The sequence below is a fragment of the Mycobacterium neumannii genome (genome assembly GCF_002245615.1).
In the GTDB taxonomy this organism is placed as follows: Bacteria; Actinomycetota; Actinomycetes; order Mycobacteriales; family Mycobacteriaceae; genus Mycobacterium; species Mycobacterium neumannii_A.
The window spans coordinates 25493-40811 of the sequence record NZ_NKCO01000018.1 but is presented as its reverse complement, the minus strand read 5'-3'; the positions used below and the strand labels follow the sequence as shown (position 1 = coordinate 40811).

The 15319-nt window shown below is 66.8% G+C and carries 15 protein-coding genes; 5 read left to right on the top strand and 10 right to left on the bottom strand.

Going from position 1 to position 15319, the window contains the following annotated elements:
- Positions 1-6: 6 nt before the first annotated feature.
- Positions 7-1236, bottom strand: coding sequence for a cytochrome P450 (locus tag CEX88_RS19080; protein ID WP_202931571.1), 1230 nt, complete (start codon positions 1234-1236; stop codon positions 7-9).
- A complete protein-coding gene (gene purB, locus CEX88_RS19075) occupies positions 1233-2651 on the bottom strand; it encodes an adenylosuccinate lyase (protein ID WP_094294674.1) in 1419 nt (472 codons plus the stop codon). Before purB ends, CEX88_RS19080 begins: the two co-directional genes overlap by 4 nt.
- Positions 2652-2691: 40 nt before the next feature.
- On the opposite strand from purB, the gene CEX88_RS19070 reads away from it, so the two are divergent.
- A complete protein-coding gene (locus tag CEX88_RS19070; protein ID WP_094294673.1) occupies positions 2692-3555 on the top strand; it encodes a DUF429 domain-containing protein in 864 nt (287 codons plus the stop codon).
- On the opposite strand, the gene CEX88_RS19065 is transcribed toward CEX88_RS19070, so the two are convergent.
- The gene (locus CEX88_RS19065; protein ID WP_094294672.1) at positions 3552-4970 is read right to left on the bottom strand and encodes an APC family permease; all 1419 of its coding nucleotides are present in this window, start codon (positions 4968-4970) and stop codon (positions 3552-3554) included. The genes CEX88_RS19070 and CEX88_RS19065 overlap by 4 nt on opposite strands.
- 15 nt (positions 4971-4985) lie before the next feature.
- The gene (locus tag CEX88_RS19060; protein WP_064395196.1) at positions 4986-5615 is read right to left on the bottom strand and encodes a TetR/AcrR family transcriptional regulator; all 630 of its coding nucleotides are present in this window, start codon (positions 5613-5615) and stop codon (positions 4986-4988) included.
- Positions 5616-5742: 127 nt separating this feature from the next.
- Between CEX88_RS19060 and CEX88_RS19055 the strand changes: the two genes are divergently transcribed.
- Positions 5743-6567: an alpha/beta hydrolase gene (locus tag CEX88_RS19055; RefSeq protein WP_202931576.1), complete on the top strand. Its 825-nt coding sequence runs from the start codon at positions 5743-5745 to the stop codon at positions 6565-6567.
- Here CEX88_RS19055 and purD read toward each other — a convergent pair.
- The gene (gene purD / locus CEX88_RS19050; RefSeq protein ID WP_094294670.1) at positions 6564-7832 is read right to left on the bottom strand and encodes a phosphoribosylamine--glycine ligase; all 1269 of its coding nucleotides are present in this window, start codon (positions 7830-7832) and stop codon (positions 6564-6566) included. The two genes, CEX88_RS19055 and purD, sit on opposite strands and share 4 nt — an antisense overlap.
- 91 nt (positions 7833-7923) lie before the next feature.
- On the opposite strand from purD, the gene CEX88_RS19045 reads away from it, so the two are divergent.
- The 3 genes from CEX88_RS19045 to CEX88_RS19035 are packed head-to-tail and all read left to right on the top strand — an operon-like array spanning position 7924 to position 10342.
- On the top strand, positions 7924-9153 hold the full coding sequence (locus tag CEX88_RS19045) for a cytochrome P450 (protein ID WP_094294723.1): 1230 nt from the start codon (positions 7924-7926) through the stop codon (positions 9151-9153).
- 27 nt (positions 9154-9180) lie between these two features.
- A complete protein-coding gene (locus CEX88_RS19040; protein ID WP_094294669.1) occupies positions 9181-9789 on the top strand; it encodes a TetR/AcrR family transcriptional regulator in 609 nt (202 codons plus the stop codon).
- A gap of 52 nt (positions 9790-9841) precedes the next feature.
- Positions 9842-10342, top strand: a complete 501-nt coding sequence (locus tag CEX88_RS19035) for an EspA/EspE family type VII secretion system effector (RefSeq protein ID WP_066844502.1) — start codon at positions 9842-9844, stop codon at positions 10340-10342.
- 31 nt (positions 10343-10373) lie between these two features.
- Here the strand turns inward: CEX88_RS19035 and CEX88_RS19030 are convergent, their stop codons facing one another.
- The 5 genes from CEX88_RS19030 to CEX88_RS19010 form a co-directional block, all read right to left on the bottom strand.
- Positions 10374-11600, bottom strand: a complete 1227-nt coding sequence (locus CEX88_RS19030) for a hypothetical protein (protein WP_094294668.1) — start codon at positions 11598-11600, stop codon at positions 10374-10376.
- Complete coding sequence (locus tag CEX88_RS19025) at positions 11590-12021, bottom strand: carboxymuconolactone decarboxylase family protein (RefSeq protein WP_066844384.1); 432 nt, start codon at positions 12019-12021, stop codon at positions 11590-11592. The genes CEX88_RS19030 and CEX88_RS19025 overlap by 11 nt, the downstream gene beginning before the upstream one ends.
- Positions 12022-12023: 2 nt before the next feature.
- Positions 12024-12875: an NAD(P)-dependent oxidoreductase gene (locus CEX88_RS19020; protein WP_094294667.1), complete on the bottom strand. Its 852-nt coding sequence runs from the start codon at positions 12873-12875 to the stop codon at positions 12024-12026.
- Positions 12872-13633 carry an SDR family oxidoreductase gene (locus tag CEX88_RS19015; protein WP_094294666.1) on the bottom strand — a complete coding sequence of 254 codons (762 nt, stop codon included), beginning with the start codon at positions 13631-13633 and terminating at the stop codon, positions 12872-12874. The genes CEX88_RS19020 and CEX88_RS19015 overlap by 4 nt, the downstream gene beginning before the upstream one ends.
- A gap of 85 nt (positions 13634-13718) precedes the next feature.
- Positions 13719-15185, bottom strand: coding sequence for an aldehyde dehydrogenase (locus CEX88_RS19010; RefSeq protein WP_064395188.1), 1467 nt, complete (start codon positions 15183-15185; stop codon positions 13719-13721).
- Positions 15186-15319 lie beyond the last annotated feature (134 nt).

Here is a 15319-nt window from a genome sequence, read left to right as displayed (position 1 = left end):
AGCCGCTCACCGCAGCTCGACTATCAGATGGCGGATACCGGTGTGCCGATTGCTCCGCGTCCATTCGACGGGTTTGACCAGACGGGCTTCGGAGAAGCGGGTCAGCAACTCTTCGAACAACACACGTAGCTCGAGCCGCGCCAGGTTCGCGCCCAGACAGTAGTGCACACCCTGGCCGAAGCCCAGGTGCGGATTGGGCTGACGCGCGATGTCGAACACGTCGGGTTCGGTGAACACCGCATCGTCGCGATTGGCCGAACCCTCCCAGATCTGCACCTTCTGCCCGGCCTCGATCCCGCATCCGCCCAACGTCACGTCGCGAGTTGCGGTGCGCCGCTTGGACGGTGAGGGCGACGACCAGCGCACCATCTCCTCGACCGCCGAACCCAGCAACGCGAAGTCGCCGCGCAGCGCGGTCAGCGAGTCGGGGTTCTCGATCAACGCCAGCAGGCCGCCCGCCACCGCGTTGCGTGTCGTCTCGGCGCCCGCACTGAACAACAGGCTGAAGAACAGGTAAAGCTCCAGGTCGGATAGCGCACCGTCGTCCTCGCCGCCGCCCAGGCACGCGTTCGCGACCACTGACAACATGTCGTCGGTCGGCGAGGCGCGCTTGGCGGCTATCAACTCCTGTCCGTAGGTGTACATCCGCGAACCCGCTTCTTCGGCGGTCAACTGGCCGACAGACGCTTTTCGTGATCCTCCGAAGTCGAACTGCGGCTCGATCGCCTGAAACAGCCAATGTCGTTCAGACTCCGGAACTCCCAGCAGGATGCAGATCATCTGCATCGGCAGCTCGGCCGCCACGTCGACCAGGAAGTCAAACGGCTCGCCAGGCGAGACGCAATCCAGCAGGCGTCGCGCCCGCGAGCGAAGATCGTCTTCGACCCTGCGGATCATCCGCGGCGTCAGGCCGGAGCTGACCAGCCGCCGGATCTGCGAATGCCGCGGGTCGTCCATCATGTTGAGCACCTGACCGGCGATCGCCAGATCCTGCAGCAGCGTGCCGCCGTAGGGCCGGGAGCCGCCGGTCACCGACGAGAAGGTCTGCGGATCACGAAACACCGCAAGCGTTTCGGCGTAGGTGGCCACGGACCAGAATCCCTCGCCGTCGGGCGTGTGCTCGGTCGGCTCGTGCCAGTACACCGGGGCCTCGCGCCGATGCAACGCGAACAGTTCGTGTGGAAAACCGTTCGCGAAGTTGTCCAGATCGGTGAAATCGATCCCGCCCAGGGTCACAAGATGGCACCCGAAGTGTATTTGGCCGCTTCGGGATAGCGGCTCACCAACTCGTCGACCGCCGCAACCACGCGGTCGACCTGATCGCCTGCCGCACCGGTGAACGCCTGCTTGTCGGCCAGCGCCGCATCGAGCGCCGGCCGGTCCAGCGGCAGTCGCGAATCGGCCGCCAACCGATCCAGCAGATCGGGTTCCTGACCCTTCTCCCGCATGGCCAACGCCACCGCGACGGCGTGCTCCTTGATGACCTCGTGCGCGGTTTCGCGGCCCACCCCGGCACGGACCGCGGCGATGAGGATCCGCGTCGTCGCCAGGAACGGCAGGTAGCGATCCAGCTCGCGCTGAATCACCGCGGGATAGGCGCCGAACTCGTCGAGCACCGTCAGGAACGTCTCGATCTGTCCATCGACGGCGAAGAACGCATCCGGCAGCGCCACGCGGCGCACCACCGAGCAGAACACGTCGCCCTCATTCCATTGCGCGCCAGCCAGTTCGGCGGCCATGGAGCCGTAGCCGCGCAGCACCACCTGCAACCCGTTCACCCGTTCACACGAGCGCGTGTTCATCTTGTGCGGCATCGCCGACGACCCCACCTGTCCGGGTGCGAAGCCCTCGGTGACCAGTTCGTGGCCAGCCATCAGCCGAATGGTCTGCGCCAACGACGACGGTCCTGCGCCCACCTGCACCAGCGCGGAGACGACGTCGTGGTCCAGTGAGCGCGGGTACACCTGCCCGACACTGGTGAAAATCTCGGTGAACCCCAGGAATTCGGCGACGCGCCGCTCGAGCTCGGCCAGCCGCGAGGCGTCGCCACCGAACAGGTCGAGCATGTCCTGGGCGGTGCCCATCGGACCCTTCACCCCGCGCAACGGGTAGCGGTCGATTAACGAGCGCAGGCGCTGCAGCGCGATCAGCAACTCCTCGGCCGCCGAGGCGAACCGCTTGCCCAGTGTGGTGGCCTGTGCCGCGACGTTGTGGCTGCGGCCGGCCATCACCAGGTCGCGATACAGCACGGCGCGCTCGGCCAGCCGGGCCACCACCGCCACTGCGTGGGAGTGCACCAGTTCCAGCGAGCGCCGGATCTGGAGCTGCTCGACGTTCTCAGTCAAGTCGCGACTCGTCATGCCCTTGTGCACGTGCTCGTGGCCGGCCAGCGCGTTGAACTCCTCGATGCGCGCCTTGACGTCGTGGCGCAGCACGCGCTCGCGGGCGGAGATCGATCCGAGGTCGACCTGTTCGAGCACCCGCTCGTAGTCGTCGACCACGCCGGAGGGCACATCGACGCCCAGTTCGGCCTGGGCGCGAAGCACCGCCAGCCACAGCCGGCGCTCCGCGACGACTTTGGCTTGCGGTGACCAGATCGCCACCATGTCCTCGCTGGCGTACCGATTGGCCAGCACGTTGGGGATCGTCACAAACACTCAGCTTACGACCCGGGTAGTGCAGGCTGGTCCCATGTACTTCGTTGGGCTCGATCTCGCGTGGGCGGAGGGAAACCAATCCGGGGTGGCAGTCCTCGACGACGACGGACGGCTCGTGCAGGTGGGCGCGGCGGTCAGCGACGACGACATCGAGGCGGCCCTCGCGCCGTTTGTCGATGGCCCATGCGTCGTGGGGATCGACGCGCCGCTCGTCGTCAGAAACCCCAGCGGGTATCGGCTCGGGGAGACGCTCTACAACCGGGACTTCGCACCGTTCGAGGCGACCGCCCAGCCCGCGAACACGGGCAACCGTCTCTTCGATCCACCCCGCGCCGAGGTGCTCTGCCGACGGTTGGGCCTGGATCCCGACCCGCTGTCGCGCGGCGACCGGCGCGCGATCGAGGTCTATCCGCACGCGGCGACGATCTCGCTGTTCAAACTCGGCAAGACGCTCAAGTACAAGCGGCGCGCCAAGGATGTCGCCAAGCGCCAGGACGAGCTGCTGAGAATGGTGGGGCTGATCGAGGGGTTGAACGACGCGACGCCGCGGCTTCGCGTGCGCAGCAGCCCCGCCTGGCTCGAGCTTCGCAAGCGGATCGAGGCCAGCGATCGAGCCTTCCAGCTGAACGCTTGTGAGGATCCCGTCGACGCGGTGCTCTGCGCGTACGTCGCGCTGTATTTCGAGCGGCGGCGCGAGGACGTCACGATCTACGGCGACCGCGAAGGCGGCTACATCGTCACGCCCGCACTACCGCCGGGGCTGACGCCAGCTCCCCGGGCCCGTGCGGCGGCCAACCCCGAGGGCGGCGACGTGTTACCGCGCCTGGAGCAGGTTCAACAACTGATCGAGCGAGCTCAACGCGAACTGACCGAGATCCGCAGGCAGTTGGGCGGTTAGTCCGGCGACTGCGCGAGCTGAGTCGGATCGTTGATACCCGCGTCCTTGATGCCGAGTCGCCTGTTGATCACCATCGTGATGAGGAAGAGCACGATTCCGATCACCACCAGGATCCCGCCCAGCAGATACTGCGTGCCCGGGCGGCCCGACAAGGGCGTCACCAAATACACCGACGTGATGAAACCGATGATGGGCAATACCGTGGGTGTTCGGAAGTGCCTGTCATCCTCGGCGACATCGCGACGCAGGACCAACACCGCGACGTTGACCGTCGCGAACACCGCCAACAGCAGCAGCGATGTGGTGCCGCCGAGCACCGAGAGCGCCTTGCTGCTCGCGAACGCCGAGACGTAGAAGATCAGCCCGAACGCGATGATGGTGGTGAAAATGATTGCCACCCAGGGGGTGTGGCGGGTCCGGTGCACCGAGCCCAGAAGCGGCGGCAGTACATGCTGGCGTGCCATGCCGTAGATCAACCGGCTGGCCATCAGCATGTTGATCAGCGCGGTGTTCGAAACCGCGAACATCGTGATGAACGGGAACAACTCGTCGATCGGAAGGCCCGGTGCGGCGGCCTCGACCACGCTCACCAGTGGGGTGCTGCTCTCCCTCAATTCGCCGATCGGCACCATCGCCACCGCGATGATCGACACCAGGATGTACACGACACCCGCGATGCTCAGGCCGGTCAACAAGACCTTGGGGAAGATCCGGACGGGGTCTTTGGTCTCCTCGGCCATGTTGACCGAGTCCTCGAACCCGACCATGGCGAAGAAGGCAAGCGAGGTTGCCGCGGTGATCGCGACGAATGTGCTTCGTTCCTCGCTGCTTTCGAACATCACGATGCGTGAGAAGTCGTGGTCGCCGGCCTGGGTGAAGGCCCACAGACCGACGAAGATCACCAGCAGCAGACCGCTGATCTCGATGATGGTCAGGCCGACGTTGAGTTTGACACTCTCACTGACGCCGCGCAGGTTGATCGCGGCGAGGACGGCCATGAAGCTCAGGGCGATGAGCGTGACGCCCGCCTTACCCCAATCCAGGCCGAACCCCTTGATCAGGTTGGCCGCGAACGCCTGCGATGCCGTGGAGGCCGACGTGATACCGGAACACATCACCACGAACGCGACCAGGAATGTGAAGAACTGGATCCCGAATGCCTTGTGCGCGTACAACGCTGCGCCCGCGGCTTGCGGGTACTTGGTGACAAGCTCCAGATAGGAGAACGCCGTGACGGTGGCGATGGCGAACGCGAGCAGGAACGGCAGCCACGCCGCCCCACCCACTTCTCCGGCGACTTGACCGGTCAGCGCGTAGACACCGGTACCGAGGATGTCACCGACGATGAACAGCAGCAACAACCCCGGACCCATGACCCGCCGAAGTTCCGGTTGCGTGTCGGTCGGCGTACTCATCGGCCTCCTACTACGTCACACCTGCGCCACTCGCTCGTCGATTGGTGCCAACACGTCTATCACGTCGATCAGCGTTGCGCGTGCTGTTGCGCGAGGCCCGTCACCCTCGGCGACGAGCGCCGCCACCACCGCACCGTCGACCGCGTTGACCAAAGCGGTGAGGTACTCGGCGCGCACCGAGCGACCCGACCGCTCGATGACCTCGATGACGGCATCGGTGCGCTGGCGCATGATTCGCCGTTGGATGTCGCGCAGCATCGGGTGGCGCGCGCACGCGATGTAGCGCTCGTAGCGTGAGATCAGCTGCTCGCTGACCCGTTGCCCCGCCACGTCGTCGACCAACAGATCCACCAGGATGTCGGCGGTCGACTCCGCGCCTCGCCGGCGCCGCGACAGCATCGCCACCCGGGCGCGCAACTGCTCGGCCTCACGCTCGCCGACGTATTCGACGGCCCTGGCGATCAGATCGTCCAGCGACGAGAAGTAGTAGGTCGTCGACGCCAGCGGCAGGCCGGCGCGACGGGCCACAGCGCGATGTCGCACCGCGTCGAAGCCGCCCTCGCACAGCAGATCGGCAGCGGCGCTGACCAGCGCAAAGCGTCGACGTTCTCCCTTGGGAGTGACCGCTGCCGTCACCTTTAGCATGCTGCCAGTCGGGCGGCCCTACCATCGCGCTTTCGCCTAATCGTCAGGTTTTCGAACCGAAGTCGGGGCTGGTGTTTCTGGTGCGACGGGCCAGCCGCCGCTCGTCGGGCAGACAACCCGCGATGGCATCATGGCCGCCATGCCCGAACTGAGCCGCCGTTCGCTTCTGCGCCTCGGGGTCGGCGCGGCCGCCGGAGTGGCGGCGCTGCGGATGGCGCCCGCGGCCCCGGCCGCACCCGCCGCACCCACCTACGTCGACGGGTCCTTCGTCTCGGCGGCCCGCGGCGGGCAGAAGACCAACTGGGCGATCGCCCGTCCGCCCGGTCAAACCGCACCGCTGCGTCCGGTCATCGCGCTGCACGGTAAGGGGCAGGACGCAGCGGGTGTGATGGCCGGCGGTGTGGAGCAGGGCTTGGCCGAGGCGGTCGCCGCGGGCCTGCCGCCCTTCGCGGTCGTCGCCGTCGACGGCGGTGGAAGCTACTGGCACAAGCGGGCCTCCGGTGAGGACTCCGGGGCGATGGTGCTCGACGAGCTGATCCCGATGCTGGGCTCACAAGGTTTGGACACCTCACGAGTCGGCTTCCTGGGCTGGTCGATGGGCGGCTACGGGGCCCTGCTGCTCGGGGCGCGGCTCGGCCCCGCCCGCACCGTCGCGATCTGCGCCGTCAGCCCCGCGCTGTGGACGTCCCCCGGAGCCGCCGCGCCCGGTGCGTTCGACAGCGCGGAAGACTATGCCGCCAACAGTGTTTGGGGCCTGCCGGCGCTGGCGTCGATTCCGATCCGGATCGACTGCGGGACCGGCGATCCGTTCTACTCGGCGACCAAGGAGTTCATCGCGCAGCTGCCGAATCCGCCCGCGGGCGGCTTCTCGCCGGGTGGGCACGATGCCGGGTTCTGGAGCGCGCAGCTGCCCGCCGAGTTGTCCTGGATGGCCCCGCTGCTGACGTCTTAGACGCTGATGCGCCCCTCGGCCGCGGCAAGGGCGATGTCTCTGCGAAAGTGGCTGCCCGGCAGGCGAATCGATTCGATCACCTCGTAGGCGGCCTCACGCGCTGCCGACAGATCCGCGCCGGTACCCACGATGGAGAGCACGCGGCCTCCCGAGGACACGACGGCACCGTCCTCGCGGCGACTCGTGCCCGCGTGCAGCACACCCTCGACCTCGGCACCGACGATCACGTCACCGACACGCGGGCGAGACGGGTAGTTCTCCGCGGCCAACACCACGGTCACGGCGGCGCCGTCGCGCCACTGCAGCGGCGGCTCGTCGGCGAGGCTGCCCGTTGCGGCCGCGTACAGCAGCTGACCCAGCGGCGTCTCCAGCAGGGCCAGCACCGGCTGGGTCTCGGGATCGCCGAAGCGACAATTGAATTCGATCACCGCCGGGCCTCGTGAGGTGATCGACAGACCGGCGTAGAGCAACCCCGAGAACGAACTACCGCGCTTGACCAGTTCGGTGGCAACGGGTTTCACGATATCGTCGACGATGTGGGTGACCATGTCCTCGGGCAACCACGGCAGCGGCGCGTAGGCCCCCATACCGCCGGTGTTGGGGCCGGTGTCGTTGTCGCCGACCCGTTTGAAGTCCTGCGCGGGCAGCATAGGCACCACGGTCTCGCCGTCGACGACGCAGAACAGCGACACCTCGGGCCCGTCGAGGTACGACTCGAGCAGCACCGGATGTCCCGCGTCGAGCAGGCCCGCGGCATGAGCCCTGGCGGCCGCGCGATCGGCGGTGACCACCACACCCTTGCCCGCGGCCAGACCGTCGTCCTTGACCACCCATGCGGCCTCGCCGCTGTCGGGGCCGAAGCGGTCGAGCGCCGCGTCGAGGTGAGCGGGGTTGTCGACGACCTCGCTCCTGGCGGTGCGCACACCGGCGGCCGTCATCAGCTCCTTGCCGAACGCCTTCGAACCCTCGATGCGGGCCGCGTCCTTGCTCGGCCCGAAGCAGGCGATCCCGGCGCTGCGCACCGCATCGGCGACGCCGAGCACCAGCGGTACTTCCGGCCCGATGACGACGAGGTCGACCTCCAGCCGCTGCGCCAGGCTGGCGACGGCCTCACCTGAAGTGATGTCGACGTCGTACTGGTCGGCGATCGCGGCGGTACCCGCATTGCCCGGCGCGATCGATAGGTCTTCGACCTGCGGGTCACGCCGCAGCGCCAGCAGCAACGCATGTTCACGGGCACCGGATCCGATTACCAGGACTCGCACAACTGCTCACCCTAACCGCAGTCTCGATCTCGGTTCGGTCGACGACGCAAGTTAGGCCATACACTTGACTAACCAGTGTATGGTCGAGTGTATGACGCAGGCCACATGCCCGTTCGGACCCGGATATGACTTCACCGACCCCGAGGTGCTGCTGCGCGGTATCCCCGTCACAGAATTCGCTCAGCTGCGCAAGACCGCGCCGGTGTGGTGGAACGAGCAGCCCGAGTCGATCTTTGATGACGGCGGCTACTGGGTGATCAGCCGCCACGAGGACATCAAGGCCATCTCGCGCAACGGCGAGCTGTGGTCGACCAACCGCAAGGGGGCGGTGATGCGCCTTCCCGAGGGCGTCACCTCGGATCAGCTCGAGCTCACCAAGGCGCTGCTGATCAACCACGACGCGCCCGAACACACGAGGCTGCGCAAACTCGTGTCGCGCTTGTTCACCCCGCGCGCAATCACCACGCTCGAGGAACGGTTGGCGACCGCCGCACGCGAAATCGTCGCCGAGGCAAAGCAAAAGGGCAGTGGCAATTTCGTCGACGACATCGCGATGCGCCTGCCGCTGCTGGCCATCGCCGACCTGATCGGTGTGCCCGAGTCCGATCGCGAGAAGTTGTTTGGATGGACCAACGCGATCATGAACACCGACGACCCCGACTTCGACTCCGATCCGACCGCCGCTAATGCGGAGCTGATGGGGTACGCCTATGCGATGGCCGAGGAGCGCCGTCGGTGCCCGGCCGACGACATCGTGACCCGGCTGATCGAGGCCGACCTCGATGGGGAGTCGCTCGACGATGTGGAGTTCGCGTTCTTCGTGATCCTGCTGGCGGTCGCCGGAAACGAGACGACCCGAAACGCGATGACACACGGTATGAACGCGTTCTTCGAGAATCCCGAGCAGTGGGAGCTGTTCAAGCGCGACAGGCCCGCGACCGCGGCCGACGAGATCGTGCGGTGGGCCACCCCGGTGCACTGCTTCCAGCGGACCGCGCTGGCCGACACCGAACTCGCCGGTGTCACGATCCGCGAGGGCCAGCGGGTGGGCCTCTTCTACAGCTCGGCCAACTTCGACGAAGAGGTCTTCGACCTGCCGTTCCGGTTCGACATCTCGCGCGACCCCAATCCGCACCTCGGTTTCGGCGGCAACGGCGCCCACTACTGCATCGGCGCGAACCTGGCCCGCATGGAGATCAAGCTGATCTTCAACGAGATCGCCGACCAGATCCCCGGAATTGCCAAAGCCGGTGAGCCTCAGCGCCTTCGGTCGGGCTGGATCAACGGCGTCAAGGACCTGCAGGTCTCTTACACCGGCTGACCGGGCGGGCTGAGTAGGATTTTCGCCGTGCGCACACACGGTTGGTCCGGCTCGGCGCCGTCGACGGATGAGGAGGCGGTGGCCCGAATCCTCGACGCCGCGGGCAAGGCGATCGACGCGCGCGGTGCCGAGTTCTCGATCAGCGACGTCGCGCGCACACTCGGGGTGACGCGGCAGACGGTCTACCGGTACTTTCCCAGCACCGACGCGCTGCTTCAGGCCTCAGCACAGCGTGCGGCCACCGGCTTTCTAGACCGGCTCGCCGAGCACCTGCAGGGGTTGACCGACCCGCAGGAGGCGGTCGCCGAGGGCATCGCCACCGCGCTGGAGTGGCTGCCACAGGACAAACACATGGGACTGTTGCTGATGCCCGCGCGGGCCAGCGAGTTCAGCCAGACGGTCACCTCCGATGTGGCGTTGGAGTTCGCCAATTCGATGCTGCGCCGCTTCGACGTTGACTGGGCCGCGCAGGGGTTCGACGACCACGACCTCGACGAACTGGCCGAACACCTGCTGCGGATCATCCAGTCGTTCGTCATCGACCCGGGGCGTCCCCCGCGCCGCGGCCCCGAGCTGCGGAGCTACCTGCGACGCTGGGTCGGCGCGTCCGTGGCCGCTCCGACCGCGGCCCGCTAGGCGCCGCAATTGGTGCTCGGCCGGCCGTCTGGCGGGCCGTAAACTCACGATCGTGAGTGTCGTCGATGCCTTCCTCTCGACGTGGGCGCGGGCGCGCGCGACGTTCGGTGAGGGCATCCCGCAGGACGGCGGCGGGCTGGACCACAGTGCCCGCCTGGAGTCCCTGCGGGACGAGGTGGAGTCGGCGACACCGGGTTCGGATTGGACGGGCGCGGGCGCCGAGGGCTATCGAGACCGGAACGCCAGGCAGGCAAGGGCTCTGGGGGCATTGGCCGACCTGGATCGCCGCCTCGCGGCTGAGGTGGACAGGTCGGCCGCGGTGGTCGCGGCCGGCAGGCGTGAGCTCGATGCGGTCCGTCAGTGGGTGCTGGACGCGGCGGCGACGACGCCCGAAACCCCGGCCGGCCAACAGATGCTGTGGCCGGTGGTCAGCAAGGGCGCAGGCGAGGTCGCCGAGATCATCCAGCGCTCACACAGCGACCTCGCTGCCATTGCGGCCAGGATGCGCACACTCGGTGCGGAGTACGAGGAACTCGGTAGATCCGCGCGCTGAACAGACGGGTGCGCCCCGCTGACCACGAGGCTCAGAGCACGGTCAACGGCAATGACTTGCGGTCTTCGAACTCCCATGTCGAACCGCCGCTGACCCTGACAACCGCCACCTCGGAGAATTCCTTGGCTTCGCTGTCCGTGTCGACGACCCGCGCGGTCCACTCCTGGGCGGTGCCGGTGACCTCGACATCGAGATGCTTGTCGATCGCCGTGACGGCGGCCTGCAACGGACGCACCTCGTCGGGGGTCACCAGCGACACCCACGCGCCGTCCTCGTGCGCCGCCGAACGCCGCACGTGCACCACATCCGGACCGAACTCGGCGTCCACATAGGCCGCCGGGTTGAGCATCGGATGCAACTGCAGTGTGCGCACGGCGCCTTCGATGCCGCCGGGCAGTCTCAGCGCGCGGTGGATGCGTTCGGCGGCGATGCCGGCGATGCCGATCAGCTGTTTGGTGCAGATCTCGGTCGCCAGTTCGGTGTTGGTGCCCGCGCGCTTGCCGACCGCGATCACGAACGACAAGTTCAGCAAGTGCATCTGCAGGGTCACCTCGTCGGCAATGCGCACCAGCGCCGAGTGTGAGAACGCCCCGAAGTCGAAGTCCGACACCAGCGGTCCCGAGTAGTCCGACTGGCCCTCGTCATCGCGGTTGATTGGATCGAATTCGGTTCTGGCGGCGCGGGTTCGGCGCATCACGTCCAACACCGGGTGATCGTCCACCTCGGGATAGGACTCGTCGATCACGACCGTCCACGCACAGTGCGGATGCCGGTCGGCCGGTGTGCGTGGAGGCCGGTGGATCGGACGGATCTGCGCGCGACGGTTTGTGGCGGCCGCGGTCGCGTCGAACGTCGGGTCCTCGATGTCGTGACACATGCCGCGCACGTAGTCCTCGCCCATCGGCTCCACGTCGAGCAGCGCACCGCAGTGGTCGAGGTGGAACTCGCCGTGCCACCGGTCGTGCACGGTGTAGCGGAAGTCCATGAACTGCGGTGGGGCGCCGATGTCGAGCTGCATGCCTTTGAAGATCGTGACGACGTCGTCACCCTCGAAGTCCAGTGCCCGCTGCATGCGTTTGGCGTAGATCGGGCTGGCGCCCATCCACTCCTCGATCGCGACCTGCAACATCTCCTCGCGGCCGAAATTTGCGATGATCCAGGCCATTCCGGACCGGTCGATCAATTGACCGATCAGCAGCAGCTCGGGCAGCAGGACCGCGAGTTCTTCCCGCGACAGGGACGCATACCTACTCGTCATGGACCGTCCCACCGGAATGCATCTTCACCGCGGCGTTCACATTGGCCTTCTTGTCATCCGCCGGACGCTTCTTGCGGTTCTTGATCACCTTGCTGACCGCGCCGTCGAGCTTGGAGCCCAGCGGGAACCCGAGGTAGTGGGTCAGGAAGACGGCCATCTCCTTGAGCTCGTCCTCGGTCATCTCCCCGTTGGCCAGCGCCGCGTTGGCCTGGATTTCGGCGAGGTCGGAGTTCCCGACGGCGGTCACGGCGGTCAGCGTCATGATCCGCTTGTCGCGCATCGACAGCCCGGGGCGCGACCAGATGGTGCCGAAGAGGTGGTCGACGGTGAGGTCGAAATACGGATCACCCTCGATGTTGGGCATCTCCCAGCCGTAGACCTCGTTCATCTTCTCGAGGCCCTTGCGGCGCAACTCGTCCATCGTCACTCCTTCGTGTGCGGCACGCCGAGCCCGGCGGCCAGGTTCTGCAGCGCGATCTCGGCCAGTGGAAGTTCGACGTCGGTGGCCTTGCCCAGCGCGAGCGCCAACCGCAGATCCTTCTCGCCGAGACCACGAGTGTGAACGAACATGTCGTGCAGGAAGTGGTCCGGGGTGAGCGGCTTGGTGTCGTCGCGGTACATGATGGCTCCGGGTCCACCACTCTGCGCGTCACTGTGCCGCACCACGCGCCCCAGCTTCTGCAGATCGATCCCCGCCGCCTCAGCCAGTTTCTGCGCTTCACAGGCCGCGGCGAACCCGATGAACGTCAGCATGTTCCGAGCCAACTTCATCCGAGTACCGGCGCCGGGCTCGCCCGCGCGCACCACCAGCGATGCCCATTGTTTGAAGACGGGTTTGACCGCAGCGTAGGCCTCGTCGTCGGCGCCGACCATCACGGCCAGTTCACCCTTGTCGGCGGCTCCGGCGCCACCGCTGACCGGCGCATCGACGATGTGAATACCCCTTGGGCGCAATTGGTCTGCCAGATCCGGTGCCGTACTGGGCTCGATGGTGGAATGGATCGCGATGACGGTACCTGGTTTGGCGTGTTCGGCGAGCTGACCGACGACGTCGCGCACCTGCTCGTCGTTGAGCACCGTGACGCTGATGACGTCGGCCTCAGAGACTCCAGCGACATCCTCCGCCGGGCTTGCCCCGAGCTCGACCAACGGGGTCATCGCCTCGGTACGCACGTCGAACACGACCAGCCCGCCGGGCCAGTCGACCAGACGCTTGGCCATCGGCGCCCCCTGGTTGCCCAGGCCGATGTATCCCAGCTTGACGTCGTCGCTCACCTGATGATCTGCCCGCCGTCGACGTTGAAGATCTGACCGGTGATCCACTTGGCCTGATCCGACAGCAGGAACAGGCACATGCCGACCAGGTCCTCCGGTTGTCCCATGCGCGACAACGGGATTCCCTTGACGATGTCCGCGACCATCTCCTGAGGCGTGGTGGTGCGGTTGGCCTCGGTATCGATGGGGCCCGGCGCGATCGCGTTGACCCGGATGTTCTGCCCGCCCAGCTCGGTCGCCAGCTGCTGGGTCAGCCCGTTGACCCCGACCTTGGCCAGACCGTAGAAATTCGAGTACAGCCACGCCGCCGTCGAGGATTGGTTGACGATCGCCCCGCCGCCGCGTTTGGCCATCTTCTTGTACACCGCCCGGGTGCAGATCAACGCGCCGTCCATGTTCACGCTCATGAACTTCTTGTAGTAGTCCCAGTCCACGGTGATCAGGAAGTCCAGTTTCATGCCGCCGAAGATCGCGGCGTTGTTCACCAGGTAGTCGATGCCGCCGAACTCCGAAAGCGTCTGCGCGGCCATCTCCTTCGCCGATTCCGGGTCGGAGACGTCGACACGCACGGCGAGCGCGCTGCCGCCCTCGCCCTTGATGCCGTCGGCCACCTTCTGGGCGCCCTCGGTGTTGATGTCGGCAACCACCACTGCGGCGCCCTCGCGCGCCAGCGCCTCGGCATACGCTTGGCCGATACCGCCGCCGGCGCCGGTGACGATCGCCACCTTGTCCTTGAACTGGTCCTCGTAGAACCCCATCGTGTTCCTTCCTCGTTGCCGAATGTGGGGTTGTGTCACGCCTCGCGACGTTTTGCGTGCGGGTAACCCACGTTCGGCGTGATCGTCACACCGCCGTAGCGATCGCCTTGATTTCCAGGTATTCCTCGAAGCCCGCCAGTCCCATCTCGCGACCCAGCCCGGACTGCTTGTATCCGCCGAACGGCATATCCGCCGAATACCAGACGCCGCCGTTGATGTTGACCGTGCCGACCCGCATCCGTGCCGCGACCCGGTTCGCGCGTTCTTCGTCGGCCGAGAACACCGTGCCTGAAAGGCCGTAGGCCGAATCGTTGGCGATGCGGACGGCGTCGTCGTCGCCGTCGTGGGCGATGACCGTCAGCACCGGTCCGAAGATCTCCTCCCGCGAGACCTTGGCGTTGTTGTCCAGCCCGGCGATGACGGTGGGCTCGATGAAGAAGCCGGTATCGCGATCGGCGGGGCGGCCACCGCCGACGGCGAACTTGCCGCCCTCGTCGATCGCCGAGTCGAGGTAACCCTGAACCCGGTCGCGCTGACGCGCGGAAATGAGTGGGCCGCAGATGGTTCCGGCGTCCTGAGGGTCGCCCGGCTTGAGTCCGCCCATCGTCGCCGCCGCGGCCTCCACCGCCTCGTCGTAGCGAGCCCGCGGCACCACCAGTCGGGTGGTAATGGCGCATCCCTGTCCGGCGTGCATCGACGCGGTGAACGCCGACATCGAGCAGGCGGCGGCCAGGTCGGCGTCGTCGAGCACGAGGAACGCCGACTTGCCGCCCAGTTCCAGGAACACCTTCTTGATCGTCGCGGCGCCATCGGCCATCACGCTGCGACCGGTCGCCGTCGACCCGGTGAACGAAACCATGTCCACCCGTGGGTCCTTGGACAGCAGCGCACCGACCCCGTGATCGCTGGAGGTGACGATGTTGACGACGCCCGGCGGGATGTCGGTGTGCTCGGCGATCAACTCTCCGACCGCGGCCGCACACCACGGGGTGTCCGGGGCCGGCTTGAGCACGATGGTGTTGCCGGCGGCCAACGCCGGGCCGATCTTGGCCAGGTTGATCTGGTGCGGGAAGTTCCACGGGGTGATGGCGCCGACGACGCCGACGGCCTCGCGGGCGAGGCGGCGGCGGGTCTTGATGCCCATCGGCGACGCGACCCCGAGATCGGTGTTCCACTCGTAGGACTCGGCGGTGTCGGCGCAGAAGCTCAGATCGTCGACCGGTCCCTCGAGCTGAGCCGCCGACGTCAACATCCGGGGCGCGCCCACCTCGCCGATCGTGATCTCGCGCAGTTCCTCGATGTGCTCCTTCAGGACGGCCTGCAGCTGGCGAAGGCAACGCACCCGCAAGTCGGTGTCGGTCGACCAGTCGGTCTCGTCGAAGGCGCGCCTGGCCGCCTCGATCGCACGACCCATGTCGTCGGCGGTGGCGTCGGCCGCGACACCCAGCACTTCCTCGGTGGCGGGGTTGACGGTTTCAAACGACCCGCCGCTTCCCGCGACGAGCTTGCCGTCGATGAGCAGCTGACTTTCCCGATTCGCCAGCACAGCCATGCCGTCTCCGTTCACCATTGCTGGACAAGTGTCCGAATTGTTGAACCGAACGATAGTCCCCTCGCAGTGCGGCTGGCAAGCATAGCGTTTACTAGCTGCATACTTGCGGAGCCGAGCCCGTGTCCGATAACTTG